Origin of the sequence: Glutamicibacter nicotianae (genome assembly GCF_006539525.1) — a bacterium.
Classification (GTDB): Bacteria; Actinomycetota; Actinomycetes; order Actinomycetales; family Micrococcaceae; genus Glutamicibacter; species Glutamicibacter nicotianae.
Genome location: NZ_BJNE01000012.1, coordinates 14,412 through 35,991 on the forward strand (window position 1 = coordinate 14,412; position 21,580 = coordinate 35,991).

Here is a 21,580-nt window from a genome sequence, read left to right on the forward strand (position 1 = left end):
CTGGCTAGGCGGGAAGAGCCGCGGGTTCTGAGCTATCCGGTTGATCGGCACGGCGTGGGACGCTGCCTGCGGTGTGGCGGCTGAGCCAAGCGGCGCCGAACATCACGAGGAATTCGGCAGCCGCGATGCCCAGCATCACCGGCGCATGGTGCGTGCCATGCCCCGCATGGGCTCCGTGATGGCCGGTGAACCAGGGCATCCCGATCACCATCGCCACGTGCGAAGCGCCCATCAGCGCGCTCATCACCAGCAGGCTCATGGGAGAGCCGCCGCGCAGCACGCACCAGGAGCATTTGACGCACCAGACCGCCATTGCCAGCAAGGCCAGGGTCCACCACAGCGTGTGCGGCAGCACTGCCAGCACCAGCAGGTGGGCCGCCGCCAGGCACAGCGAGCCGATGCCCAGCGCGCGGTGCCCGGCGGAAACCCTGGCAGTGAGACTAGTCGCCGCTGCCACAGCAGCCGTCGGATTCCGTAGTGGCGCAGCAGCCGTGCTGGACCGGGGCTGGAACGTCAAGCACAGGGGAGCGGTCGAAGAATCCTTCGGGGCGGATGGTGAATCCGACCTTGTCCACGGGCATCATCGGCCAGTCCTCGGTGCGCGGGAAGTGGGTCAGCGCGAAGGTGTGCCACAGGCTGATCTGCTCGCCATCGATGTTCTTGTCGTCCTCGATCCAGGAGCCGATGCCGTCAACGCCAGGGTTCTGGTTCACGAAGTCGCCGGTCGGGTAGCGCTGGCTGTCATGGCGCTTGGTCACCCACAGGGCCTTGGAAGCGAACTCCGCGCGGCTGTGGATGGAGGATCCCTCGGCGGCCAGCAGGGTCGGGAGTCCCTGGGACATCAGCTTGTAGCCTACCGGCTTGCCCAGGTAGTTCTGCTTCTCGGGGTTGGTGACCACCCAGGTGCGCCCGGCCGTCGGGTTGTTGTCGCGCACCGCCTGCTTCTCGGTGGCCAGCACGGTGTGGCTGCGGGTAAACGCGTTGCCGCGCGGATTCTCCTTGCTGATCGGCAGGCGGACTGCTTCTTCCTCGATGACGCGGCTCGGGCCGCCATCCAGCGCGAAGTCCAGGCGGGCGCCGAAGATGTGCTGGTGGAACGGCGCGGTCAGCCCCGGAGCCATCTCGGATGAGAAGCGCTCGTCGCCCATGGCCGAGGTGAAGACGATGCCGGTGGCCTTGGCCTCGAATTCGATGGTGCCATCCAGGTAGAGGTACCAGTAGAAGCCGTAGTCGTAGTTGCCCACGGTGGTGAAGAAGCTGATCACCAGGCGGCGGTTGCGCCGGGTGTACTTCACTCCGGACCAGTCATCGGCATGCTTGGAGAGGATCGAGGCGTCTTCCTCATGCATGCAGATGCCGTTGGCGATCGTCTGCGCATTGCCATCGGCGTCGGTGACCACCGGGGAGATGTAGTGGATTTCGCCCAGGCAGTCGCAGCCGAGCTCCAGGGAGTTGGCCAGGCGCCCGATGAGGTATTCGCCGGTGTCGAAGTAATTCTGCCAGCTGCGTACTGGGGACGGATCCCCGTAGGGCACGACCATTTCCGCGATGGAGGCGCGGTCCAGGATCCGGCGTTCCACGCCCTTGTCGTTGAAGGCGATGTTGTAGAGCACCAGACCCTCGCGCATGTCGAAGCCGATGTCCAGCGACCATTTCTCCCACTCGACATGGTTGCCGGCGCTCACCGTGAAACTTGGGCCTTCAGGCTGGGTGATCTCGATGGGCTTCTGGGTGGTGCGAACCGGGCCGGTGAGTTCCGGGTCCGTGTAGTTGCCGTGGGTTTCGGGCACCGGAACGATGCCCAGATCCAGCAGCTGGTCGATTTTCCCGGCGATGGTGTCGATGTAGACCACGAGCCCGTCAACCGGGTGGGCCCATGCGGAGTCTTCGGCGAAGTCCTGGCGGAAGGCCAGCCCGCGCAGGATGCGGCGGCCTGATTCCTGCGGGTACTCGTCGTGGTACACACCTGCGGACAGCGGGGCCACGCGCACCTGTTCCGGTTTCAGCCCGCGCTTGGCCAAAGCGGCCGCCCACTGCGGATCGTCAATCAGGATGGACTCGACCTTTTCGAATTCCTCCAGCAGCACCGGCATCTGCCCCACCTTGGCCGGATCCAGATCGACGCTTGAGTGCACGCCCTGGGCGCCCAGGTCCAGGACGACATCCTTGGGGGAGTTGGCCAGCTTGTCCATGAGCATCACGCGGACAAAGCGGCCGGGGCGGTCGGCGCGCGGGTCTTCCAGGCCCATGTAGGCGATGCGGGTGTTCTCGGTGAACAGCTGGTTGCTGACCAGCAAGTCCTTGGCGGCGGCAACCTCTGCTTCGCTGAGCAGGGTGAAATCCGTGGCGGTGGTGGTTGGCATGAGACCGGCTCCTTTAGTGCTGAAATGTGATCTGCAGCATTTATTATTCTCTGGTTGTAGAGAATACGGGCGGACTCGCAAAGGCGCAAGCCTTTGGCGGAAATAAATGATTCATCGCTAATCTTGAGGCATGCCGAAAATCGTGGACCATGATCAGCGTCGCCGGGAGATCGTCGAGGTCACATGGAGATTCATTGCCCGGGAGGGGATCGAGAAACTCAACCTGCGCGACCTGGCTGCTGCCGCCGGATATTCCAACGGCGCCTTCAAGCCCTACTTCCCAACCCGCGATGCGCTGCTGGTAGCGACTTTCCGCTATGTCGCCGAGGCGACCGACAAGCGCATTGCCCGCAAGTGCCAGGGGCAAACGGGAATCGCGGCCATCGAGGCATTTGCCCGGGAAGTGCTTCCGCTCGATGAGCTGCGGCGAAATGAAGCGCGCATCGCGGTGCACTTCTGGCATCTGGCCCTCGGGGATCGGGCGCTGGCGGCGGTCAATGCGGGAACCATGGACCGCTGGCGCACGCTGGTTGACCAATGGCTTGAGCAGCTCCTCGGCCCCGACCACCCCACGGCACCCGTGGCGCGCGACTCGATGATCAATTTCCTGATGGGCGCGCAAACCAGCAGCGTGCTCGACGAAGCAGTCAATACCGCCGACGCGCTCGAAGCGCAGCTGCAGTACCGCCTGGAGGCCTTGCGCAGCCTGCGCGCAGCGGAGTAGCTGGATATTCTCCGCACGACGAAAAAAGTGACTTTTCGGCGCACTCGGCGTACTCTCATTCGTGATGCCCGACACAGTTCCTTGGGCTTCGATGGGGAGGCAGGCATGTATCAACTTCAGCACGTCGATTCGTTCACCGCGTGGTCGCGGCTCATTTCCGACGCCTTCGTGAAGCTGCGCAGCGAGCAGATTTCCAGCGGACATTTCACCGCTACGCTGGGTGCCAACATGCTCGGAGAGATCGGCTTGATGCGCATCCATGCCAAACCCCACGCGGTGAAGCGAACCGAGGACCTGAGCGCCAGCGGCGACGGGGATTTCTACAAGATCTCCTACCAGCTCGATGGCTATGGGCTGCTGATCCAAGACGGCCGCGAAACCTTGCTGGCACCCGGGGACCTGGCGATCTACGATACCCAGCGCCCGTACACTCTGGCCTTCGAGAAACCTGCATCGGTGCTGGTCACCTTGGTTCCGCATGATCTTTTCCGCTTGTCGCAGCAGCAGGTCGGCCAGCTGACCGCGGTTGCGCTCAAGGAATCGCACCCGTTGTCGGGGACCGTCGCACCGCTGCTGCGCCACCTCGGATCCAACCTTTCCCAGTGGGATGAATTCGGCGGCTACCAGCTGGCCCGCAACACCGTGGATCTGCTGGCCACCGCACTGGGCGGCGCGCTCGGCGCCGAATGCCATGGGGACGCCAAGTTGCGCCAACGCGAATTGGTCACCGGCTACATCAACGCGCACCTGGACGACGCCGATTTGGGACCGGCCCGCATCGCGGCCGCCCACTTCATGTCCGTACGCAGCCTGCACGCCCTGTTCGAGCACCAGCCGCTCAGCGTCGCCGCGCTCATCCGCCATCTCAGAATGCGCGAAGCAGCGCGCCTGCTGCGCGACCCGCTCATGGCCGACCTGCCAGTGCAGGCCATCGGATCCCGGGTGGGAATTGCCGATGCCGCGGGCTTCAGCCGCATGTTCTCCAAAGAATTCGGTTCAACCCCGGGCAAATACCGCGACGCCGCCTGAGACGCAGCGGAAGTGCACGCGGTGCCAATGGTCCTGCGCTCAATGCCAACGAAAAGTTCGAGGACTCCGGGATGCTGATATCCAAGAACTCGGATAATGGGGGATCGAATGGGACTCGAACAACGCACGCTCACGGTGCCGGCTCTGGTCGTGATGATCATTGCCGCCAGCGCACCGCTCACCGCCGTGGCTGGCGGCGTGACCACCAACTACGCGGTGACCGGCATGGAATCGGTGCCGCTGTCCTTCCTCATCATCGGTGCCATACTGCTGGTCTTCAGCATCGGCTACACCGCGATGAGCCGCTACATACCGAACGCCGGAGCGTTCTACGCCTACATTGCCCAAGGCCTGGGCGGAGCAGCGGGCGTCGGCGCCGCGATGGTCGCGCTGGTCAGCTACAACCTCATGCAGATCGGCATCTACGGAATGTTCGGGTTCGCCGCCGCATCCTTCGCCAACGCCTCCTTCGGCACCGCCATCCCGTGGTGGGCCATGGCGCTGGTGGCCTGGGCAGTGGTCGGCTTCCTCGGCATGAACCGGGTCGACTTCTCGGTCAAGGTGCTGGGCATCGTCGTCGCCGCTGAATTCCTCGTCGTCATCATCTACAACATCATGGCCTTCGCCTTCGCACCCGAGGCGCCGCAGCCGGCCGCATCCTTCAACGTGGCCGACGCTGTCGCGCCGGGCATGGGCGCGGTCATGGCCTTCACCATCGCCGCGTTCATGGGCTTCGAATCCGGAACCATCTACAACGAGGAGGTGAAGGATCCGGCGCGCACCGCCCGGCGCGCCACGATGATCGCGGTCGTCATCATCGCCTGCTTCTACGCGTTCTCGGCCTTCGCCGTAGCCGTCGGCGAAGGTGCCTCGAACGTCATCGGCGCTTCGGCGGAACTCGGCCCTGACCTGATTTTCGCTTTCTTCGGCGCCAACGCCCCAGCATGGTTCGTCGATTTGGCCAACATCCTGTTCATCACCAGTTTGTTCGCCGCGCTGCTGGCCTTCCACAACGTCATCGCCCGCTACTTCTACGCCATGGGCCGCGGCGGGGCCCTGCCGAAGTTCCTTGCCATCACCTCGCGCACCACCCACGCGCCGGTGGCCGGCTCGCTGGCGCAGTCAACCCTCGGGCTGGTTGTCATCGCCATCTTCGCGGTGATCTCGCAAGGCAAGGACCCGATGTACGTCGTGTTCACGATGTTCACCTGGATGACCAACTCGGCGGCCTATGGCCTGGTGCTGCTGATGGCGCTGACCTCCTTTGCCGTCATCGGATACTTCAAGCGCAAGCAATCCTCTGAATCCCTGGCCACCCGGGTGATCGCCCCGCTCGTCTCCGGCATTGCGCTGGCCTACGTCTTCGCGCAAATCGTCATCAACTTCGACATCTTGCTTGGCATGGAAGAACCGGGAATGCTCGGTTATGTCCTGCAAGGCATCGTGATCCTGCCCGGCGTCATCGCCTGGGTACTGGCACTGGTCGTCCGCTCGTCGACACGGCGTGCGCCCATGGCCGATGAACTTCCCGTCAGCTAACCACCTAGAACCAAGGAGCTCAAAGATGGCTTACGCAAACGCCCAAGAACTGCTGGACGCGATCCAGCCGGCAACCGGTGGCACCGAAATTCTGGACCCGGCAACCGGTGAACTGGTTGGCCGTGTCGCCGAGCAAAGCGCCGCGGACCTCGACGCCGCGGTCGCCTCGGCTAAGGCCGCCCAACCGGCATGGGATGCCCTGGGCCATGAGGAGCGCAAGCGCCTGCTGAACGCCGCGGCCGACAATATCGAAGCCAATGCCGAGGCACTGGCCGAACTGCTCTCCCGCGAGCAGGGCAAGCCGCTGAACGGCCCGAACGCCCGCTTCGAGGTCGGCGGAGCTGCCGCCTGGCTGCGCGCCGCCACCGCCTATGAGGTCGAGCCGGAAGTCGTTGTGGACGACGGCGAAACCTACGCCGCCAAGCACTACCGCGCACTGGGCGTCGTCGGTGCCATCGGCCCGTGGAACTGGCCAATGATGATCTCCATCTGGCAGCTGGCCCCGAGCCTGCGCATGGGCAACACCGTGGTGATGAAGCCCAGCGAATACACCCCGCTCTCGGTCCTCGCGCTGGTCCATGTGCTCAACGAAGTGCTGCCGGCCGACGTGCTGAACATCGTCGCCGGCGGACGCGAGGTTGGCGAGAAGCTCTCGGGGCATCCGGACATCGCCAAGATCATGTTCACCGGTTCCACTCCTACCGGCAAGGCCATCATCCGCTCCTCGGCCGATACCGTGAAGCGCCTGACCATGGAACTGGGCGGCAACGACGCCGGCATCGTGCTGGAAGACGCCGACCCGCAGGCCATTGCCGAAGACCTGTTCTGGGGTGCCTTCATCAACACCGGCCAGACCTGCGCTGCGCTCAAGCGCCTGTACGTGCCGGAATCGATCTACGATGCGGTTTGCGACGCGCTGGCCAATGTGGCCGCGAAGATGCCGATGGGTGTGGGCCTCGATGAGAACAACGTCCTCGGCCCGCTGCAGAACAAGGCCCAGTACGACATCGTCGCTTCCCTGGTCAAGGACGCCGTGGATTCCGGGGCGAAGGTGCTGCTCGGTGCCAACCCGGACGAGAACGCCGCCGGCTACTTCTACCCGACCACGCTGATTGCCGACATCGACCCGTCCAACCGCCTCGTGGTCGAGGAGCAGTTCGGCCCGGCCCTGCCGATCATCAAGGTCAAGGACACCGCCGAAGCGATCAAGCATGCCAACGCCCTGGAAGTAGGCCTCGGCGCCTCGGTGTGGAGCAGCAACCGCGAGCAGGCACTGGAAGTTGCCGCGCAGATCCAGGCGGGCACCGTATGGATCAACTCCCACGGCACCATTGATCCGCGTATTCCGTTTGGCGGCGCCAAGCAGTCCGGCTATGGCCTGGAATTCGGTCTGGACGGCTTGAAGTCGCTGGCCCAGCCGCAGATCATCAAGGGCTGATATAGGCCAGCCGATCCAACGTCCACGGGCGGTGCCCGGTGCCGATCAGGCATCGGGCACCGCCCATGCATTGGCTAATTGATGATCTCGGCTGTTGGATCATTCGTGAGCCGTGCGATGCGTTCACGCCAGTCCTGCAACGCTTCGGGCGACAAGCGCGTCCAGCCATGGACCTCACGGATGACACGGACCGGATGCGCACTGCGGTAGGACCGGGTGGGATTGCCCGGAAATTTCTTATCCGTGACATTCGGGTCATTTTCAAATGGCCCGGTCGGCTCCACCTCATACACGTGCGCAGTGCCGTCCAATGCAGCGATTTCGGCTGCCAATCCTGCGCCATCGGCTAATGCGGTGAAGTAGATGTGGTTCATGATGACTTCGGGCCGATAGTTCGAGGGGAAACCGGGAGATAGCAGATCCCCGGGGCGCAATGCTGCCTTGGTGCCGTGGAAAAAAGGTCCCTGGTCAAGATCTTGGCTCATGCGCACTGAGCTTAGCCGATGCACTGGCAGCGCGAAAGAGCAACCCAAGCGTGCCCTGATTGCCGTTGCGGCTTTGCGGGATGCACCAGTCAGTGCACGTATATTGGAGGTGAACCGGCCACCACCACTGGAGATCCCCGCGTGCCCATTTTGAACAAAGACATGTCCCTCTACATTTCGCTCTCCGGGCGTCCATCGAATATCGGGACGCGTTTCCACAACTACCTGTATGACGAGCTCGGCCTGAACTTCATCTACAAGGCCTTCTCCACCGAGGACCTGCCAGGAGCAATCGCCGGGGTACGTGCCCTGGGCATTCGCGGCTGCTCGGTCTCGATGCCGTTCAAGGAAGAAGTCATGGAACTGGTAGACGAAATCGAGCCTTCTGCAGCTGCCATCGATTCGGTCAACACGATTGTGAATCACGATGGCCGGCTCGTGGCATCGAATACCGACTTCGAAGCGATCGCCGCCCTGATTGACCGCCATGGATTGAATGCGCGAAGCAGCGTCCTGGTGCGCGGTTCCGGCGGCATGGCCAAGGCAGTGGTTGCCGCTTTCCGCGAGGCCGGATTCAGCGACGTGACGGTGCTGGCACGCAATGCGCACGCAGGCAAAGCGCTGGCCGACAAGTACGGCTACCGCCACGCCTCGGCAGATCCAGTTCCAGGCCACCAGATCCTGGTCAACGTCACTCCATTGGGCATGGATGGGGAGAATGCCGAAACGCTGTCGTTCACCGCTGAGCATATTGCTTCGGCACAAAGCATCTTCGACGTGGTCGCCTTCCCCAGCGAAACGCCGCTGATACGTAACGCACGAGACGCTGGCAAGCAGGTCATCACCGGAGCCGAGGTCATCGCGCTGCAAGCCGCGGCGCAGTTCGAGAAGTACACCGGGCACCCGCTGACCGAAGAACAAGTTATGCGCGCGTCGGAGTTCTCGCGGCAGTAGGAACGAGGCTACGGTTCCGCGCCAATTTCGGCAATTGCAGACGGAGTAGGTAGAAAACTTTCCAGTGACACGAATAAAGTGATTGGAACCAGCTGAACAGAGTCAAGGCAACAGAGGGGTGGCCAGTTTGCGCGGCAAATTATCAACGCTCAAGGAAATGGAGCACGACAACTATTCAGCTTGGAAGCGCCACCGGCCGTGGATATTCCGTGTGGCTTCTGCCTTACTCTTCTTCTGCGCCAGTTGGTTGCTTCTGCTCAATGCGTTTTCGCTCACCAACACGATTGACAACACTGCCCTAGCCGGGATGGCTTTCGGCTCGATTATTCTGTTCGGTGTTGGACTCTTCTTCTTGATGACTTCGTTCGGGAAGATGCGACTTGCCTGGCGGGCATTTCGCCGTTCTAAGGGACACTACACGAAATCCGAAATGGTGATCGTGAATGAAAGAGCGGAGCTTGCGCGGGCACAGATTGCTGCCGCCCAGTTGGCGGGCGACCTTTATGACGGAACATGGCGACCTCAAGACCCGCCATGGGACGTTGTTACGGAGTCGAATGAACTTGTAATTTGCGCCGCCAACGCCAACTATGCGCGATTTTACGGTTCCGATGTCACCTACATGCAGAGTTCGGGATTCCTGATGGGGCATCCAACTTTCGTCGCAGTTGGCGTACTGGCTATGGCGTGGGGAAACAGAACGCGTCGTACTCAAGCCGAAGCGTTGGCAAAGGAACAGTGGCGTGAGCAGCAGGAGGTGTTAGCAGTGATCACGAATCACCGGGTGATCTGCCGACGCCAAGATGGCGTTTGGCTAAGCTTCTACTTCCACGGAGCCAGCAGCATGGACATCGACAGCTCAACGGGCACGATGATCATGCAGTTCCCGGATACCCAGCCGCTGATACTAGGAGGTACCGGTGGTTTATACGCTGCCGTAGCCGCAGTCTGGGCAGTACGTGGAGCACATGGGTTGGAAGGACATCCAGGGCTTGCCTACCTGCGTTCTTTGGAAGAGGCTCCCAGCGCCTGACCGGTCAGCAAGCAAGAGAGCCCGGTGCTTGCGCGCCGGGCCCTCACCGCTGGTCAGCTGCTAACCGCGCAGCACAACCTCAACTTCTTCCATCTGCTGTCCGGCAGGATATTGGCCGTTGAACAGCTTCGAGCCAGCCTCGGTGAGCACCGCCGAGAAACGGGTCTTGACCAAGCCAAAAGCGTTCGAAACGCTGGTTTCGGTAAGCTCGGCAATGGCTACGCGCTCGCCGGCCTCGTCAATGGTGAGGGTGATGCGGTCATCGTGGTTCACGATGCGCGGCTCAATGACATCCAGCTTCATCATGCCTCCGTGCCCGGAGAAGGAAACACGGCCGTTGAACCAGATTTCATTCTCCGGAACCTCGGTAGCGGGGGAGACAGGGAACGCCAACGCGTTGCCTGCCTGCCACACCCCGTTGGCGGCCTCGATGCGTCCGTCGGCGAGGGAAGAAATGTAGCTCACGAACGAAGCCTTCAGGCCCCATTCAAGATGCGGCTGGAACGGATCGCCTGCTGGCGCGCCACTTCCGATCATGGTCTTTTCCCTCCACAGGATATCGGCGTGAATAAATGCTGTGGCCAGTATTTCACACTGAAGTCAGATCCGGGTTCGCAGTTCTCTGCCAGCTAATCCTTCGTCATCTTGGGCTCGACGAGCGGGCGGTATTCGGCCTGCATGGAGATCTGGGCGTCCTCGTAGCTGGTGCCATCGGGGAGGGTGATGTCCGCAGTGGCCCACGACCCGTTCCAATACTTGATATCCAGCTTGGTCGGCGAGTATTCCTTGTGGATATTTGCTTCGAGATTGCTCATCGCGGTGCTGTAGCCGGTGATCCCCATGACCAGGAAGACGGCTGTAGCGACTGCTGCAAGTCCGGCTGAAATGAACTCGGTGCGAATGGACGAGCGCCGGGCATAGGTCTGCTCCCCGTCACGCAAGCCGGCGAACGCCCTCCGGCGGATCAGTGCGTGGATTGCCAGGGGCACCGCGATCAGCAGGAGGACCACGGACAACGCCACGGACATGAGCGGAAGACCGAAGGCTACTGGTAGATACTCATCCATGTACTTACCCTACCCACGTCAGCGCCTGACTTCCAGAGTCAGATCGCCTTCCCCGGGTTCAAGATGCCCCGCGGATCGAACACCGCGCGCAGCCGTCGTTGCAATGCCAGCGAGGTCTCGCCCAGCTCCTCGGCCAGCCAATCCTGCTTGAGCAGGCCGATGCCGTGCTCGCCAGTCAGCGTGCCGCCCAGCAACTGGGCAAGGTGGAACATGTCGCCCAGCGCGGCTTTCGGCGCGCCACTGGTAATCGACTGTCCTTCGGGCACCACGATGATCGGATGCAGGTTGCCGTCGGCGGCATGGGCAATGGTGAAGATCGAAACTCCGCGCTCGTCCTCGATGCGCTGCAGGCCGGCGAACGCCTCGGCCAAGCGGTGCCGCGGCACGCCGATATCGCAGATCGAGGCGGTGCCCAGCAGCTCCATGCTCGGGATGGCCTGGCGCCTCGCTTCGATAAGCGCTTGGGCTTGTGCCTCATCGCGGGCAATCTCGATATGCCCGGCCAGCGGGGCAATCGCCTCCTGCAGCGCCTGCATTTCCAGGTGCGCGCCGTAGCCATCGGTCTGCGCGAGCAGCAAGGCGCCGCCGCGCGACTGGTGATCCGTTCCCAGCGTCGCATCCACCGCCTTCAAGGTCTTGCCGCACATCAGCTCCAGCACCGAGGGAGTCAGCCGTTCGGCGATCACCGCCGAGGCGGCCTTTGCCGCGGCATTTTCATCGGGGAAATAGGCGACCAGGGTGGAAGTATGCTTGGGCTTGGGGCGCAGCCGCAGCAGCGCCTCGACCACGATGCCCAGCGTGCCTTCCGAACCGATCATCAGCGCATTCATGTCGTAGCCGGCCACGCCCTTGATGGTCCGCCGCCCGGTGCGCAGCAGCTGCCCGTCGGGCAGCACCACCAGCAAGCTGAGCACCGACTCGCGGGTCACCCCGTACTTGGCGCACCACATGCCCCCGGCGTTGGTGGCGATATTCCCGCCGATGGAGCAGATCGCGGTGCTGGCCGGATCTGGTGCATAGAACAGCCCATGCTCGCCGGCCGCATGGTTCACCGCCGCATTGATCACCCCGGGCTGAACCACTGCGGTGGCTTCCACCGGATCAATCTGAAGGATCTTGTCCATCCGGGACAGATCGAGCACGATCTGCCCAGCCTGCGCGCTGGAACCTGCCGCCAGCCCGGTACCTGCCCCGCGCGGCACGATTATGGCCCCATGCTCATGGGCGAGCTTCATCGCGAGCACCACATCGTCGATGTCCTGCGCGAAGATCACCCCGTCGGCATAGGTTTCGGGCACATAGCCCGAGCGATCCACGCTGGCCTGCCTGCGATCCTGCTCATCGATCGAGGCCCGGGGATGGGCGTCAAGCACGGGACTCGTTGCGAGGGTGGTCATCTCGATCTCCTTGATAATGCGCAACTGGCAGGACAGCTGTGCTGTCCTGCCAGTCAGGTGCTATTGAACGAACGTGTCGGCGACGTCCAGGGCCTGCTCGAGGCGATCCAGCGCCTCGATGAGCACCGAGTCCTCGATGTTCATCGCAGGCACCACGTGCAGCCGGTTGAAGTTCGCGAAGGGCAGCAGCCCTGCAGCCTTCGCGGCGGCAACCACCTGGTTCATCTCCGGGCTGCTGCCTCCGTAGGCGGCCAGCGGCTCGCGGGTCTCCCGGTTCTTCACCAGCTCGATCGCCCAGAACACGCCGGTTCCGCGCACTTCGCCCACGGAAGGATGCTCGGCGGCGAACTGCGCCAGGCGCGGCCCGATGATCTCTTCTCCCAGGCGCTTGGCGTTTTCCACCATGCCCTCATCCTCCATCGCGGTGATGGTGGCGACCGCGGCCGCGCAGGCCAGCGGGTGGCCCGAGTAGGTCAGCCCGCCCGGGTAGGCCCGCTCGCGGAAGGTCTCGAAGATTTCCGGGCTGATCGCCACGCCGCCCAGCGGCACGTAGCCGGAGTTCACGCCCTTGGCGAAGGTGAGCAGATCCGGAACGATGTCCCAGTGGTTGACCGCGAACCATTCGCCCGAGCGGCCGAAGCCGGCCATGACCTCGTCGGCGATGTGCACGATGCCGTACTTGCGGGTCAGCTCGCGCACCCCGGCCATGTAGCCGGCCGGCGGCAGGTAGATGCCTGCGGTGCCCGGGATGGACTCCAGGATCAGCGCGGCGATGTTCGACGGGCCCTCCAGGATGATCGTGTCTTCCAGGTGCTTCAGCGCGCGCTCGGTCTCCTCGGCCTCCGTTGCCGACCCGAAGTAGGAGCGGTACGGGTAGGCCGGGAAGAAGTGCACGATGCCGTCCGCGCCATGGTCCGAGGCGAAGCGCCGCGGGTCGCCGGTGATGTTCACCGCCAGGTGGGTGCCGCCGTGGTATGAGCGGTACGCGGAGAGCACCTTGTGCCTGCCGGTGTGCAGCCGCGCCATGCGCACCGCATGCTCCACCGCATCCGCCCCGCCGTTGGTGAAGAAGATCTTGTCCAGCTGCCCCGGGGTGTGCTGGGCGATCAGCCTGGCCGCCTCGGAGCGCGCGTCGTTCACATGCTGCGGGGCGATCGTGGCGATCCTGCCCGCCTGCTCCTGGATCGCGGCGATGACCTTCGGGTGCTGGTGGCCGATGTTCGTGTTCACCAGCTGGCTGGAGAGGTCGATGAGCTTGTTGCCCTCCCCGTCCCACACGTACGAGCCCTCGGTCTTGAGGATCGTCATCGGGGTGAACGGACCCTGGGCCTGCCAGGAGTGGAAGACGTGCTCGCGGTCCAGCTCGTAGGCGCGCTGGCCTGCAGCGATCTGGTCGCTGGTGATGTCGCTGATTTCGGTAGTCATGGGTCCTAGTCGTTCTGCGGGAAGCCGAGGTTGATGCCGCCGTGGCTCGGGTCGAGCCAGCGCTTGGTGATCACCTTGTTGCGGGTGAAGAACTTGAAGCCCTCCGGGCCGTAGGCGTGCTGGTCGCCGAACAGCGAGGCCTTCCAGCCGCCGAAGGAGTGGTAGCCCACGGGGACCGGGATCGGCACGTTGACCCCGACCATGCCCACCTGGATCTCGTCCTCGAAGCGGCGGGCCGCGCCGCCGTCATTGGTGAAGATCGCGGTGCCGTTGCCGTACGGCGAGGAGTTGATCAGCTCGATGCCCTCGTTGAAGCTGTCCACGCGGACCACCGAGAGCACCGGGCCGAAGATCTCCTCGGTGTAGATGGACATGTCCGTGCCGACCTTGTCGAACATCGTCGGGTGCAGGAAGAAGCCCTCGCCATCGGCGTCCACCGTGCCGGTGCGGCCATCGAGCACCAGCTCGGCGCCGGCAGCGACGCCTGCATCGATGTAGCCGGCCACCTTCGCCTTGTGCTCGCCGGTGATCAGCGGGCCCATGTCGCAGCCGCGGGTGCCATCGCCCACGCGCAGCGTCTTGGCGCGTTCGGCGATCTTGGCTACCAGCTCATCGGCGATGGTGTCGAGCGCGACGACCACGGAGATCGCCATGCAGCGCTCGCCGGCCGCGCCGAAGCCCGCGTTGACCGCCATGTCGGCGGCCAGGTCCAGGTCGGCATCCGGCAGCACCAGCATGTGGTTCTTCGCGCCGCCGAAGGCCTGCACCCGCTTGTTGTGGGCGGTTCCGGTGGAGTAGACGTACTGCGCGATCGGGGTGGAGCCCACGAAGGACACCGAGTTCACCCGCGGATCGGTCAGCAGCGTGTCCACCGCTTCCTTGTCGCCGTGCACCACGTTCAGCACGCCCTCGGGCAGACCGGCCTCGGTGAACAGCTCGGCCAGCCAGTTGGCGGCCGACGGGTCCTTCTCCGATGGCTTGAGCACCACGGTGTTGCCCGCGGCAATGGCCACCGGGAAGAACCACAGCGGCACCATGGCCGGGAAGTTGAAGGGGGAGATGATGGCCGAGACGCCGACCGGCTGGCGCAGGGACTGCACGTCGATGCCGGTGGAGGCGTTCTGCGAGAACTCGCCCTTGAGCAGGTAAGGGGCGTTGCAGCACAGCTCGACGACCTCCAGGCCGCGGGCTACCTCGCCCAGCGCGTCATCCAGCACCTTGCCGTGCTCGGCGGTGATGATCGCCGCCAGCTCGCCCTTGCGCTCGGCCAGCAGCTGGCGGAAGTTGAACATGATCGCGGTGCGGCGGGCCAGCGAGGTGTCGCGCCAGCCCGGGAAGGCGTCCGCGGCGGCGGCAATCGCGTGCTCGGTGGTGGCCTTGGAGGCCAGCGCCACGTGGCGGGAGACCTCGCCGGTGGCGGGGTTGTAGACCTTGCCGGTGCGGTCATCGGCGGAGTAGCTGGTGTTGTTGATCCAGTGCTGCAGGGTATCGGTCAGCGTTGCGGTCATCGTATCGGCCTTTCGAAGTTGGGTGCCTGCATTCATCATGGGTCATGGATGTGAGGGGCAACACCATCACTGTGTCATGATTTAAGCACTATCGATGACGGAGTGTAAAAAATGCTGACGGTGAACGACGTGCTGCACCTGCCGGTGGTGCAGGCCGCCGACCCCCAGGTGCTCTGCGCCGCCGGGATGGACGCGCAGCTGCGCTGGGTGCACGTCACCGAATCCACCGAGAACATCGACCTGTTGCTGGGCCGCGAGCTGATCCTCACCACCCTGCGCAACGTGAGCGATGTGCGCGCCTTCATCACCGCGCTGCGCGAGGCCGGAGCGGTCGGGGTGATCATCGAGGACTTGTCGGGCGCCGAGCTGGATGTCGCCGACCTAGGCCTGCCGGTCATCGCCCTGCGCACCACCACCCGCTTCGTGTCGATCACCGAGGTCATCCACCAGAAGCTCGTGGCCGAGCAGCTCGAGGCCGTGCAGTTCTCCCGCACGGTGCACGAAATCTACACCGGGCTCTCGCTGACCGAGGCCGACGAGGCGCAGATCGTGGCCCGCACCGCGCAGCTGCTCTCGGCTCCCGTGGTGCTCGAAGATGTCCGCCACCATGTGCTCGCCGAGTCCGGCGCGCAACTGGAAGACTGGATCACCCGCTCCCGTTTCGTCGGCTACCTGGAGCACACCGGGCGCGCCACCGGCGCCGAGAACTGGCTGCAGACCCCGGTCGGGGCGGTGCGCAGCAGGTGGGGCCGGCTGATCGTCCCGGCCGTGCTGGATGACGACGACCGCGCCGCCCTGGTCCTGGAACGTGCCGGCCAGGCGCTGACCATCGCCCGGCTTTCCGGCCGCGACCAGCGCGAACTGCTCTACCAGGCCCGAACCTCCACGCTGCACGAACTGCAGTCGGGGCACAGCTACAGCGACAAGGACATCGCCATCCGCACCCAGGCCCTGGGCCTGGCCGCCGCCCCCTACTACGTCCCGGTGGTCATCTCGCTGGCCGGATCCGGCACGCCCACCGAAACCCAGCTGGCCGACCGCGCCCTGCTCGAAGTGCTCGACCAGCTTGCCGACGCCCAGCACCTGGGCATCCTGGCCGGCTCGCTCAAGCCCGGGTATCTGGGGCTGATCCTGCCGCTGCGCGCCCGCGAACTGGTGGACTCCACCCTGCAGGGCTTCACCCGGCGGCTGGCCGAGCAGCTCACCGCCCCGGTGGCCATCGGGGTGGGCCCCGAAGGCACGCTGGCCACCAGCATCGCCGGGCTGGAAGAGGCCGCGCACGTCGCGCAGATCGTCCCGCACTTGCCCACCCGCGCCCAGCCCTATTACCGCTTCGCCGACCTGCGCCTGCGCGGGGTGCTTTCGGCCATGGGCGGCGACCCGCGGATGCGTTCCTTCGCGCAAGCCGAGCTCGCCGGCCTGCTCAACCCGGTCGATCACCAGGGACTCGACCTGCTCGATCTCTATCTGGCCCACGGCGGGAACAAGACCGCACTGGCCAAGGCCGGCTACCTTTCGCGGCCGACCCTGTATTCCCGGCTGGCCAAGCTCGAAGCAAAGCTGGGGGTGCAGCTGGACTCCGCCGAATCCCGGGCCTCGCTGCAGGTCGCGCTGCTCTGGTACCGCATGCACGGCTGAGGTTTTCCACATTCCGCCCCGGCGTACCAGCGGCATGGCGTTTCGGGCGCAAGCTGGTTTCCATGAGCAGAGACATCGCGCAAGCACTGAAGGACCTGGCCAACGCCAAAGCGTTGCTCGCTTCAGCGACCCGGCGCCTGGCCAAAGGCGAACTCACCGCCGGCCAGGCCGCCTATTTCGCGCTGCTCACCGAAGACATGGCCCAAGAACTCACCCGCACCCAGGTCCACTCGGCTGCCGCCCTGCGGAGTACCGGTGCGCACAAGCTCGACCAGGAATCCTTCCAGGCCATCACCGATCTCGGACCCGACCCCACCATCGAAGAGATCGAAGCGGCGAAGGGGCGCACCACCACGGGGCGCACGCATTTCAAGGATGCCAAAGGGCTGATGACCGGCTGGCTGGATATCCCGCGCAGCACGGCGGCCGCCCGGCTGGTGCAGGCCGACTGCCTGCTCGGCGGCGTAGACGAAGCAGGACAACCAACCGAACCATGACTGCCGGAACTTGCCGTGCAGTTCGAGGACCCGAACATTGATCCGCGGCTGGTCGCCTCGGCGGCCATGAAGCTGCATTCGGTGCGCAAGGACCTGGGCGAAGGCAAAGCGGCCGAAGCGAAGAAGCAGCAGCTGCAGGCCGAGTCCGCGGCGTTCCTGCGGTCGGAGCCGAAATCGGCGCGCAAGCACATCAACGACCTGGTCGCGCAGGTCAAGGCCGGCAAGCGCCCGCTCAAGGCCTTGCTGGACGGGATCGGGATCTTCAAGCGAGGCATGCGCAAAGGCCTGGTGGAATACCTCGTCCGTGTTCTTCCTTCGCAATCCGCATACATCGATGCGTATTTCGCGAATCTGGATAATCCTTCCACGGTTGCCGGCAACCGGCAGGGCTTGAAAGACGTGGATGCCCAGTTCACCGGTGAGGACACCAATGGCTGGGATGATGAGGGCAGCAAGCCCGACTGGGCGAAAGGCAGACCCGGTGACGAGGACGTCGAGGACATCGAGGATGACCCGCCGGAAGAAGGACTCAATCCAGACGCAGAGGATCCCCATTCCCAGGCGGACGATCATCGGCCAGAAGGCGAAGACGAGGACCACCAACCAGAAGGTGATAGTTCCGAACCGGAGCCGGCAAGCGGTGAATGGGAAGAGCTGAAACCCGAGCGGCGGCGGCTTGTCGGTTTCATGGCTTTGCTGATGAGCGAACGGAAACCGAATGGCAGCCCGCCGGACCAGCAGGCCGGGCTGGCCAGCTCGCAGGTGAGCATCATTCTTGATTGGGAGAAGCTGCAACGGAAAATGGAGGATTTCGCGGTGACTTCCTCGGGGATCCTGCTCTCCCCGGGCGAGGCCAGGACAGCGTTGTGCACTGCGGGGATTTTGCCGGTGGTGCTCAACGGCAAGAGCCTGCCGTTGGATCTGGGGCGGACACAGCGGTTGTTTTCCAAGGCGCAGGTGCGTGCTTTGCGGGCAGCCTATCGGGGGTGTTCGTATCCTGGGTGCAGCATGCCTGCACAAAGATGCGAAGCGGATCATCTGGATCCGTGGGAGAAGGGCGGGCGCACTGATATCAAGTCTGCGGTGTTGAATTGCTTGATTCACCATACGGCCAGGCATTGCGGGTTGTTCCAAGCGGTGAAAATCCCTGGCAGCCGGCCGATGGTGCTGCTGCCGCCGGAGTTGGATCCGGAGCAGAAATTGCGGATCAATACGTATTTCATGACTCCGGCCGAGGCGTTGGAGGCTGAGGCGTTGGCGGAGGAGACCACTGCGCGGTGGCGTGCGGGATTGCTGGACGTCGAAATCGCCGAGCCTTAAGACTCCTTCCCATACGGCCAGCGCACATCCTCGCCAACCTCATCGGACCACTGGGCGATCCAGATACCGGTGCCTTCAGAGGCATCGCGGACCCCTTCTTCCAGCCACTGGAACTTGCCGTCCAGCAGGTCGGCGGCGAGCTGCCCGTCGGAATGCGTCGTGTTGTTCCAGAGCTTCTCGAAGTGCATCTCGCAGCGTTGCGCAGCTTGCTCGCAGAAGGCCAGGGCAAGGCGCTGCGCCGAGTCGCGCTGTGCAGCAGGAGACTGCGGCAGCGCGGTGGTCTTGGCAATCACGGCGGACATGGCGAACAGCTCCGCGCCGATATCCACGATATGGCCGAGGAAAACCTGCTGCTTTTCCATGCCTGCCTGCCAGCGTGCCATGCCGGCGAACGTCTGCCGAGCGAGCCGGCGCGAGGTCCGTTCCACATAGCGCAGATGCTTCGCCAAGGGGCCATGCCCGGAATAGGACGTCGGCACCGAGCCTGCGCCCACGGCGAGCTTGGGCAGCCAACGGGCATAGAATCCCGACGCGGATGCCGCGGCCCGAGCCTTTTCCTCTATGCTCGCCCCGGCACGAGCCAGGTCTCCCGCGGCCTGCAGGTGGGTATCCACCGCCTCGCGGGCAATCAGCAGGTGCATGATTTCGGTGGAGCCCTCGAAGATGCGGTTGATCCGCAGATCGCGCAACAGCTGCTCCACCGGCACCGCCCGCTCGCCGCGCGCCGCTTGGGACCGGGCGGTCTCGAAGCCGCGGCCGCCACGGATCTGCAACAGCTCATCGGCGATCGTGCACGCGACCTCCGAAGCCCAGAGCTTGGCCAGGGCCGCTTCGATGCGGATATCCTTCGTGCCGGCATCGGCCAGCCGGGCCGAAACCTCGAAAACCGCTTCCAGCGCATAGCTGCTGGCAGCAATGTAGGCGAGCTTGCCGGCGACGGCCTGGTGCTTGCCGACCGGCTTGCCCCACTGCACTCGCGCCGCGGACCATTCGCGGGCAATCTTTGTGGACCATTTGCCGGCCCCGGCGCACATCGCCGGAATGGACAGGCGCCCGGTATTCAAGGTGCTCAGCGCGATCTTCAGTCCCGAGCCTTCCTTGCCCAGCCGGTTGGCCACCGGGACGCGCACCTCGCGGAAGCGTGTCACCCCGTTCTCGATGCCGCGCAGGCCCATGAACTGGTTGCGGTTCTCCACGACGATGCCCTCGGTATCAGCCTCGACGATGAAGGCGGTGATTCCTCCGCGGCCCGCCGGCTCTTCACCCGCGGCCTCGTGCGGCTGCACCGCGGCCATCACCACCAGCAGCTCGGCGACCACCCCGTTGGTGGTCCACAGCTTTGCGCCGTCCAGGAGATAGTGGGTGCCGTCGTCGCTGAGCCGGGCCTTGGTGCCCAACCGGGCAGGGTCCGAACCGACATCATTCTCGGTGAGCAGGAAGGCGCTGATTGCTCCGGCCGCGCAGCGCGGCAGGTATTCGCGTTTTTGCTCCTCGGTGCCGAAGGACTTCACCGGCTCGGGGACGCCAATGGACTGATGGGCCGAAAGCAGCGCGCCGAGCGCGGGGCACACCACGCCGACCCGCATGAGTGCCCGGCCGTAGTCCAGCAGGCTCAGCCCCAGCCCGCCGTATTCAATCGGGATCTTCATGCCGAAGGCGCCGATGCGGCGCAGCTGGGCAATGTACTCATCGGGGATGCGTGCCTCGGCTTCGATGCGTTCCGGGTCGATGGAATCGAGCACCGCTTCGAGCTGCGGCAGGAAGGCCTGGCCGCGTTCCGGGTGCACGGCTCCCGGCAGCGGTTCGATCAGCGAGAAGTCCACGGCCCCCATGTACAGGCCCTTGGCGAAGCTGGGGCGGTTGAACTGCTCGCGGGATTCCTCGGCGATTTGCCGGGACGTGTCGGCGTTGGCTTGCATGGCGATCCCCTTTTGGCTCGGCGATCGGCCGCGGCGCCATCGCCTGGTGGCACCAGCGTAGCCCCGAATCCGCGGGGTTGCTAGAGCGCGCGCAGGTGGCCGCGGATTCCCTCGCCGGCTTGATGCAGGTTCCCGCCGTCGAGCACCACGTAGGCCTGCCCGAAGGTGAGCTCATGGATCTGCGCTGCGGTCTGCCCCAATTCGCGGGCGATCCGTGCGGTGCTGGCCCGATGATCGAGCTGCAGCGAGGGGAAGACCAGCGAGAACACCCGGGAGACGAGTTGCTGGTGCCCTGCGGCCGGTTCCAGAGCCAGCTCCTGGGACAGCCAGCGGTAGGTGCCGTCGCCCAGCAGGCCGCAGGCCCGGGCGTGGGCCAGGATCGCCGTGGCAGGTGCCCCGAAGTGCTCTTCGAGAACCAGCAGCTGCGGGATCTGCAGCGAGTCCGAAACCCTGACCTGCAGGGACAAGGAGGGCAGCAGCAGGCGTGCGGCGAATTCATCGGCCTCGCGCTCGGCGGTGGCCATCTGCTCGCGGTTCTCGCCCAGCGAGGAGTGCATCAGCAGATGCCCCAGCTCGTGGGCCATGTCCAGGCGTTGCGCATTGCGGCTGCCGGCGGCCAGGAAGATGAAGGCCTGTCCGTCTTCCCAGAAGCTGAAGGTCTTGACCGCGTCCAGCGAGGCAGGCAGGCTCAGCACCCGCACCCCGTGGGATTCGAGCAGGTGCAGCAGATCGGGCAGCGCGCCGCAGCCCAGATCCCATTCGGTGCGCAGCTGCGCTGCCGCATCTTCCGGGGTGAAGCCGCACAGCTCGGGGATCTCGGTTTGCGGGAGCCGGAAGTTCCGCGTGATCAGGTGGTAGAGCTCCACGCCGTTGCGGCCCAGGGCGGCGGCTGCCACCTTCTGCGCGGTGCTGGTGCGGCGAGGGGAGCGGAAGAAGATCCGTTCGGTGTCGATGCCCCGGGTGGCGGGAAGCCGGAAGTACTGCGGCGCGCAGTCCAGCGCATCGGCCAGCGCAAGGGAAAGATCCTCGGGAGCACGAGCTAGTTCGCGCTCGCAAATGCCCAGCGAGGCGGCCAAGGCGGACCGGCTCAGCGCCGCACGTTCGCGTGCCAGCCTGATTCTGGTCGGTTCCAAAGTCATGAGGTTCCTGCAATCTTCCAAAAGGCGATCTTAATCGTCTAATGACCTCAGACTAGTGGCCTATGCCACAAAGTACCAATTGGGCGTAGCTTCGTGAAGTAACAC

19 protein-coding genes are annotated in these 21,580 nt (G+C 64.5%); 9 read left to right on the forward strand and 10 right to left on the reverse strand.

Annotated features, from left to right (window positions below; all coding sequences use genetic code 11):
* Positions 1 to 4 precede the first annotated feature (4 nt).
* Complete coding sequence (locus ANI01nite_RS12790; RefSeq protein ID WP_141358425.1) at positions 5 to 457, reverse strand: hypothetical protein; 453 nt, start codon at positions 455 to 457, stop codon at positions 5 to 7.
* Positions 441 to 2,363: a primary-amine oxidase gene (locus tag ANI01nite_RS12795; protein WP_141358427.1), complete on the reverse strand. Its 1,923-nt coding sequence runs from the start codon at positions 2,361 to 2,363 to the stop codon at positions 441 to 443. The genes ANI01nite_RS12790 and ANI01nite_RS12795 overlap by 17 nt, the downstream gene beginning before the upstream one ends.
* Before the next feature lie 130 nt (positions 2,364 to 2,493).
* Here ANI01nite_RS12795 and ANI01nite_RS12800 point away from each other — a divergent pair, with 130 nt between their 5' ends.
* From ANI01nite_RS12800 to ANI01nite_RS12815, 4 genes are all read left to right on the forward strand, one after another.
* The gene (locus ANI01nite_RS12800) at positions 2,494 to 3,087 is read left to right on the forward strand and encodes a TetR/AcrR family transcriptional regulator (RefSeq protein WP_038990269.1); all 594 of its coding nucleotides are present in this window, start codon (positions 2,494 to 2,496) and stop codon (positions 3,085 to 3,087) included.
* Between the two features lie 105 nt (positions 3,088 to 3,192).
* Positions 3,193 to 4,116 (forward strand): AraC-like ligand-binding domain-containing protein, encoded by a 924-nt coding sequence (locus ANI01nite_RS12805; RefSeq protein ID WP_038990270.1) that lies wholly within the window; start codon positions 3,193 to 3,195, stop codon positions 4,114 to 4,116.
* A 108-nt stretch (positions 4,117 to 4,224) separates the two neighbouring features.
* Entirely contained in the window at positions 4,225 to 5,655 is a 1,431-nt protein-coding gene (locus tag ANI01nite_RS12810; protein WP_073708001.1) for an APC family permease, read from the forward strand.
* A 25-nt stretch (positions 5,656 to 5,680) separates the two neighbouring features.
* Positions 5,681 to 7,093: an aldehyde dehydrogenase family protein gene (locus tag ANI01nite_RS12815; protein WP_121867228.1), complete on the forward strand. Its 1,413-nt coding sequence runs from the start codon at positions 5,681 to 5,683 to the stop codon at positions 7,091 to 7,093.
* A gap of 74 nt (positions 7,094 to 7,167) precedes the next feature.
* Here ANI01nite_RS12815 and arr read toward each other — a convergent pair whose 3' ends face one another.
* A complete protein-coding gene (gene arr / locus ANI01nite_RS12820; protein ID WP_038990273.1) occupies positions 7,168 to 7,578 on the reverse strand; it encodes an NAD(+)--rifampin ADP-ribosyltransferase in 411 nt (136 codons plus the stop codon).
* 141 nt (positions 7,579 to 7,719) lie between these two features.
* Between arr and ANI01nite_RS12825 the strand changes: the two genes are divergently transcribed.
* On the forward strand, positions 7,720 to 8,532 hold the full coding sequence (locus tag ANI01nite_RS12825; protein ID WP_141358429.1) for a shikimate 5-dehydrogenase: 813 nt from the start codon (positions 7,720 to 7,722) through the stop codon (positions 8,530 to 8,532).
* 82 nt (positions 8,533 to 8,614) lie between these two features.
* Entirely contained in the window at positions 8,615 to 9,565 is a 951-nt protein-coding gene (locus tag ANI01nite_RS12830) for a hypothetical protein (RefSeq protein WP_141358431.1), read from the forward strand.
* Positions 9,566 to 9,625: 60 nt separating this feature from the next.
* On the opposite strand, the gene ANI01nite_RS12835 is transcribed toward ANI01nite_RS12830, so the two are convergent.
* The 5 genes from ANI01nite_RS12835 to ANI01nite_RS12855 all read right to left on the reverse strand — a co-directional run bounded on the left by ANI01nite_RS12835 (position 9,626) and on the right by ANI01nite_RS12855 (position 14,962).
* Entirely contained in the window at positions 9,626 to 10,102 is a 477-nt protein-coding gene (locus ANI01nite_RS12835; protein WP_141358433.1) for an HtaA domain-containing protein, read from the reverse strand.
* 92 nt (positions 10,103 to 10,194) lie between these two features.
* Positions 10,195 to 10,632 (reverse strand): hypothetical protein, encoded by a 438-nt coding sequence (locus tag ANI01nite_RS12840; RefSeq protein WP_141358435.1) that lies wholly within the window; start codon positions 10,630 to 10,632, stop codon positions 10,195 to 10,197.
* A 38-nt stretch (positions 10,633 to 10,670) separates the two neighbouring features.
* Entirely contained in the window at positions 10,671 to 12,029 is a 1,359-nt protein-coding gene (locus ANI01nite_RS12845; RefSeq protein WP_141358437.1) for an FAD-binding oxidoreductase, read from the reverse strand.
* 60 nt (positions 12,030 to 12,089) lie between these two features.
* On the reverse strand, positions 12,090 to 13,454 hold the full coding sequence (locus ANI01nite_RS12850) for an aspartate aminotransferase family protein (RefSeq protein ID WP_141358439.1): 1,365 nt from the start codon (positions 13,452 to 13,454) through the stop codon (positions 12,090 to 12,092).
* Positions 13,455 to 13,459: 5 nt separating this feature from the next.
* Positions 13,460 to 14,962 (reverse strand): CoA-acylating methylmalonate-semialdehyde dehydrogenase, encoded by a 1,503-nt coding sequence (locus ANI01nite_RS12855; protein ID WP_066141190.1) that lies wholly within the window; start codon positions 14,960 to 14,962, stop codon positions 13,460 to 13,462.
* Between the two features lie 111 nt (positions 14,963 to 15,073).
* Here ANI01nite_RS12855 and ANI01nite_RS12860 point away from each other — a divergent pair, with 111 nt between their 5' ends.
* The 3 genes from ANI01nite_RS12860 (at position 15,074) to ANI01nite_RS12865 (ending at position 18,417) form a co-directional block, all read left to right on the forward strand.
* Positions 15,074 to 16,600 carry a PucR family transcriptional regulator gene (locus ANI01nite_RS12860; RefSeq protein ID WP_121867224.1) on the forward strand — a complete coding sequence of 509 codons (1,527 nt, stop codon included), beginning with the start codon at positions 15,074 to 15,076 and terminating at the stop codon, positions 16,598 to 16,600.
* Between the two features lie 62 nt (positions 16,601 to 16,662).
* The gene (locus ANI01nite_RS17035) at positions 16,663 to 17,097 is read left to right on the forward strand and encodes a hypothetical protein (RefSeq protein WP_255314536.1); all 435 of its coding nucleotides are present in this window, start codon (positions 16,663 to 16,665) and stop codon (positions 17,095 to 17,097) included.
* Positions 17,098 to 17,163: 66 nt separating this feature from the next.
* The gene (locus ANI01nite_RS12865; protein WP_255314537.1) at positions 17,164 to 18,417 is read left to right on the forward strand and encodes an HNH endonuclease signature motif containing protein; all 1,254 of its coding nucleotides are present in this window, start codon (positions 17,164 to 17,166) and stop codon (positions 18,415 to 18,417) included.
* Here ANI01nite_RS12865 and ANI01nite_RS12870 read toward each other — a convergent pair.
* Both ANI01nite_RS12870 and ANI01nite_RS12875 read right to left on the reverse strand, forming a co-directional pair.
* Positions 18,414 to 20,336: an acyl-CoA dehydrogenase family protein gene (locus ANI01nite_RS12870; RefSeq protein WP_141358441.1), complete on the reverse strand. Its 1,923-nt coding sequence runs from the start codon at positions 20,334 to 20,336 to the stop codon at positions 18,414 to 18,416. The two genes, ANI01nite_RS12865 and ANI01nite_RS12870, sit on opposite strands and share 4 nt — an antisense overlap.
* Positions 20,337 to 20,416: 80 nt before the next feature.
* Positions 20,417 to 21,475, reverse strand: a complete 1,059-nt coding sequence (locus ANI01nite_RS12875) for an ImmA/IrrE family metallo-endopeptidase (RefSeq protein WP_038990281.1) — start codon at positions 21,473 to 21,475, stop codon at positions 20,417 to 20,419.
* Positions 21,476 to 21,580: the final 105 nt, after the last annotated feature.

Bases quoted from the DNA above. Each gene is read 5' to 3' on its own strand.
- ANI01nite_RS12835 (WP_141358433.1), bottom strand. From the start codon at position 10,102: ATGATCGGAAGTGGCGCGCCAGCAGGCGATCCGTTCCAGCCGCATCTT.
- ANI01nite_RS12805 (WP_038990270.1), top strand. From the start codon at position 3,193: ATGTATCAACTTCAGCACGTCGATTCGTTCACCGCGTGGTCGCGGCTC.
- ANI01nite_RS12810 (WP_073708001.1), top strand. From the start codon at position 4,225: ATGGGACTCGAACAACGCACGCTCACGGTGCCGGCTCTGGTCGTGATG.
- ANI01nite_RS12855 (WP_066141190.1), bottom strand. From the start codon at position 14,962: ATGACCGCAACGCTGACCGATACCCTGCAGCACTGGATCAACAACACC.
- ANI01nite_RS12800 (WP_038990269.1), top strand. From the start codon at position 2,494: ATGCCGAAAATCGTGGACCATGATCAGCGTCGCCGGGAGATCGTCGAG.
- ANI01nite_RS12795 (WP_141358427.1), bottom strand. From the start codon at position 2,363: ATGCCAACCACCACCGCCACGGATTTCACCCTGCTCAGCGAAGCAGAG.
- ANI01nite_RS12865 (WP_255314537.1), top strand. From the start codon at position 17,164: ATGAAGCTGCATTCGGTGCGCAAGGACCTGGGCGAAGGCAAAGCGGCC.
- ANI01nite_RS12840 (WP_141358435.1), bottom strand. From the start codon at position 10,632: ATGGATGAGTATCTACCAGTAGCCTTCGGTCTTCCGCTCATGTCCGTG.
- ANI01nite_RS12860 (WP_121867224.1), top strand. From the start codon at position 15,074: ATGCTGACGGTGAACGACGTGCTGCACCTGCCGGTGGTGCAGGCCGCC.
- ANI01nite_RS17035 (WP_255314536.1), top strand. From the start codon at position 16,663: ATGAGCAGAGACATCGCGCAAGCACTGAAGGACCTGGCCAACGCCAAA.
- ANI01nite_RS12875 (WP_038990281.1), bottom strand. From the start codon at position 21,475: ATGACTTTGGAACCGACCAGAATCAGGCTGGCACGCGAACGTGCGGCG.
- arr (WP_038990273.1), bottom strand. From the start codon at position 7,578: ATGAGCCAAGATCTTGACCAGGGACCTTTTTTCCACGGCACCAAGGCA.
- ANI01nite_RS12845 (WP_141358437.1), bottom strand. From the start codon at position 12,029: ATGACCACCCTCGCAACGAGTCCCGTGCTTGACGCCCATCCCCGGGCC.
- ANI01nite_RS12870 (WP_141358441.1), bottom strand. From the start codon at position 20,336: ATGCAAGCCAACGCCGACACGTCCCGGCAAATCGCCGAGGAATCCCGC.
- ANI01nite_RS12815 (WP_121867228.1), top strand. From the start codon at position 5,681: ATGGCTTACGCAAACGCCCAAGAACTGCTGGACGCGATCCAGCCGGCA.
- ANI01nite_RS12850 (WP_141358439.1), bottom strand. From the start codon at position 13,454: ATGACTACCGAAATCAGCGACATCACCAGCGACCAGATCGCTGCAGGC.